Below are 3,504 nucleotides of genomic sequence, written 5' to 3' on the forward strand. Positions count from 1 at the left end.
AGCGTCGGCATCTGTTTCAAGGACCAGGATGAGATTTCGATCTCGGTGGCCCCGTCGTTCAAACTGGCAAAGAACTGGTCCTACGGTTCGATCATCAAGTTCCGGAGCCAGTTCTCGAACGGCTACTTCTCACGAACGCAACAGGAACGCGAGCACCTGAAGAGTTCGTTCCTCTCGCCGGGTTACCTCGACATGTCGTTCGGTTTGACCTACAAGAGCCCGACCCCCAAGTTCCCGATCTCGATCAACCTCTCGCCGGTGGCTATGAGTGCCGTGTTCGTCGAGAGCGAGCGGATACGCAACAACCAGTGGGACAACAAGTGGGGCTGGGAGATCTACGGCCTTCCGTATCCCGACGAGACGTCGAAATACGAGGGCGGCTCGTCGGTCCAGATCGACTTCGACCGCACCTTCGGCAAGACGGGTTATCTGCGCTACCGGACCTCAATCTACTCCTTCTACGGCTGGATTACGGACATGGGGCAGAAGAACCGTTTCACCGACTATACGGAATACCGGCACGCTCTCGACAAGTGGAACAATGCCGAGGATACGAGCGTGAGTCACGACATCAAGGACAAGCCCCTGCTGGCCATCCATCCGACGTTGCGCTGGGAAAATACGCTCGAGATCAGTGCCACGCGCTTCCTGAAGACGACCTTCTCGTTCAGAATGTATTACAACCGGGCGCAGAACCTCGATCTGCAGACACAGATGCAGCTCATGGTGGGCGTGACCTATACCTTCAAGAACAAGTAACATCCGCACATGTACAAGAACTCGAAACAGACGGTGCTTTTCCCGATGCTTCTGGCAGCGGGCATGGCACTGGGCATCCTTTTGGGACAGTATCTCGGCCGACACGATCGGGCCTCCGAGATCCGGGGCATGCTGACACAGATGGCCCTCCCCACGAACAAACTGACCTATACGCTTTCACTCATCGAAAACCGCTATGTCGATTCCGTGTCGATGGATTCCCTGGCCGAGCATGTCATCCCGATGCTCGTGGCTGAACTCGACCCCCATTCGGTCTACATCCCGGCTTCGGAGATGCAGGAATTGAACGAACCCCTCGAGGGGGAGTTCGACGGCATCGGCGTGGTCTTCAACATGGCCACCGATACGGTCATCGTGCTCAACGTCATTCCGCAGGGGCCGAGCGACCGGGCCGGTGTCAAGGCGGGCGACCGGATCGTGGAGATCGACGATTCGCTGGTCGCCGGACGCCGGGTGCCTCAAAACGAGATCATGAAACGCCTGCGCGGGCCGCGCGGCTCGAAGGTCCGCCTCGGTCTCGAGCGGCAGGGCATTGCCGGACTGGTCGATGTGGAGGTCGAGCGCGGCGTGATCCCGATCCGGAGCGTCGAGTCGGCCTTCCGGATCGTGGACGGCATCGGTTACATCCGTTTGGGTCAGTTTGCGCGCACGACCTCGGCGGAGATCCGCGGGGCGCTCGATACGCTGCGTGCGCAGGGTATTTCGAAACTGATCTTCGATCTGCGCGGCAATTCGGGCGGTTACCTCGACCAGGCGATCCTCGTGGCCAACGAGTTCCTGCACGAAGGACAGCTGATCGTCTATACGGAGGACCGCCACCACGAGCAGGTGCGCGAATATGCCGACGGGACCGGCTCGGCACAGGATATGGAAGTGGCCGTGCTGATCGACGAGGCGAGTGCGTCGTCGAGCGAGATTCTGGCCGGTGCACTTCAGGACAACGACCGCGGCACGATCATCGGCCGCCGTTCGTTCGGCAAGGGGCTCGTGCAGCAGCAGATCCCCTATGCCGATGGCTCGGCTCTGCGGCTGACTACGGCGCGCTACTATACGCCGACGGGCCGTTCGATCCAGAAACCCTATACGATCGGCGACGAGGCCGGATACGAGGAGGATATCTGGAACCGCTACCGCAACAACGAGTTCTTTACGGCCGACAGCATCCACTTCGCCGACTCGCTCAAACGCATCACGCCGGGCGGCAAGGTGGTCTACGGCGGGGGCGGCATCATGCCCGATGTCTTCGTGCCAGCCGATACGACCGACGTGACGAAGTATTTCGTCGAGGTGGCGGGCCGCAATATCCTCTACCGTTATACGATCGAGTATTCGGACCGGCATCGTGATGCCCTGAATGCCGTGCGGACGGTCGAGGATCTCGAGGCGCTGCTCGACAGCGACCCGGGGATGTTCGACGACTTCGTCCGTTATGCGGCGCGCAAGGGCGTGGCGCCCCGTTACGGCGACATCGCCCGTTCGCGCAAACTCATCGAGGCGCAGCTGCGGGCCTACATCGGCCGCAACACGCCCCTCGAGGACAACGGTTTCTATGCAAACATCTATCCGGTGGACAACGTGATCATGCGTGCCATCGCGATTCTGAATTCGGAACAGGATGATTAAGCGTATGATCGGTCTGATCGTCACCGTTGCGGTACTTTTCGTACTGGTCATGACGATCCTGCACGCCGGCAGTTACCGGTCGATGATCTGGGACCGGTCCGACCGTCCGGCTGCTGCCGTCACTACCCCGGGCCGTACGTCGGATGACGGGCGTGATGCGGCCTCTTCGGAGCAGACGGAAGCTGCCGAGACGGGCGGGAAGACGGGCGCCTGATTTGGGTTCGTGCCAGCAGTATTTCGGCTCGTGCCATACGGAAAGCGGATCATCCCGTCGGGATGATCCGCTTTCCGTTTTCATGACGCTTCCCGGCGCAGAGCCTCTTTCGTGTCGTAGGCGGTCTGCGTCAGGTTCCCCGGGGCGGGGCGTCAATAGTATTTCACCGTCTTGCCTTCGATGGCCGAGAGCAGGTTGTTGGCCGCCGACGAAGCGCCGATGCGGAACAGGTCGGTCGTGAGCCACTCCTTGCCGAGGATCTCCTCGACGATCGTGTAGTAGAGTGCGGCATCCTCGGGGGTACGCACCCCTCCGGCCGCCTTGAAACCCACCTTTCGGCCCGTCTTTTCGTAATAGTCGCGAATGGCCTGACACATGACCACGGCAGCCTCGGGCGTTGCCGCCACGTCGATCTTGCCGGTCGAGGTCTTCACGAAGTCTGCTCCGGCGAGCATCGAGAGCAGCGAGGCCTTGCGGATGAGTTCGGGGCTCTTCAGGGCGCCCGATTCGATGATGACCTTCAGGATGATGTCCGAATCCATCTCGGCGCGGATTACCTCTACCTCGTTGGCTGCCTCGTCGTACTCTCCGGTAAGCATCCGGCCCACGTTGAGCACGATGTCGATCTCGTCGGCCCCGTTCTCCACGGCCATGGCTACCTCGAGGGCCTTGACCTCAAGGAAGGTCTGCGATGCGGGAAATCCGCCGGCAACGCTTGTAATGCGCATCGGCGTACCGTCCACGGCTACGCCGACCGTTTCGACGAAAGCGGGATAGATGCAGATCGAGGCTACATTCGGGATGTGGGGATATGCCTGGTAGAATTCGACGGCCTTGCGTGCGAACTCCGTCACGGAGGTTGCCGAGTCGTTGCACGAGAGCGTCGT

The 3,504-nt window shown here is 60.6% G+C and carries 3 protein-coding genes and 1 pseudogene; 3 read left to right on the forward strand and 1 reads right to left on the reverse strand.

The window, feature by feature from the left end; translation table 11 throughout:
- The 3 genes and pseudogenes from QZL63_RS10000 to QZL63_RS10010 all read left to right on the forward strand — a co-directional run.
- A pseudogene (locus QZL63_RS10000) lies at positions 1–759 on the forward strand (DUF3078 domain-containing protein); the annotation flags it as partial.
- Positions 760–768: 9 nt separating this feature from the next.
- Complete coding sequence (locus QZL63_RS10005; protein ID WP_022309161.1) at positions 769–2,403, forward strand: S41 family peptidase; 1,635 nt, start codon at positions 769–771, stop codon at positions 2,401–2,403.
- Entirely contained in the window at positions 2,396–2,617 is a 222-nt protein-coding gene (locus QZL63_RS10010) for a hypothetical protein (protein WP_290586844.1), read from the forward strand. Before QZL63_RS10005 ends, QZL63_RS10010 begins: the two co-directional genes overlap by 8 nt.
- 152 nt (positions 2,618–2,769) lie before the next feature.
- Here QZL63_RS10010 and deoC read toward each other — a convergent pair.
- Positions 2,770–3,504, reverse strand: a 735-nt coding sequence (gene deoC, locus QZL63_RS10015; RefSeq protein WP_290586848.1) for a deoxyribose-phosphate aldolase, incomplete at its 5' end; no start/stop codon positions are given.

Source organism: Alistipes sp. CAG:268, assembly GCA_000434235.1.
In the GTDB taxonomy this organism is placed as follows: domain Bacteria; phylum Bacteroidota; class Bacteroidia; order Bacteroidales; family Rikenellaceae; genus Alistipes; species Alistipes avistercoris.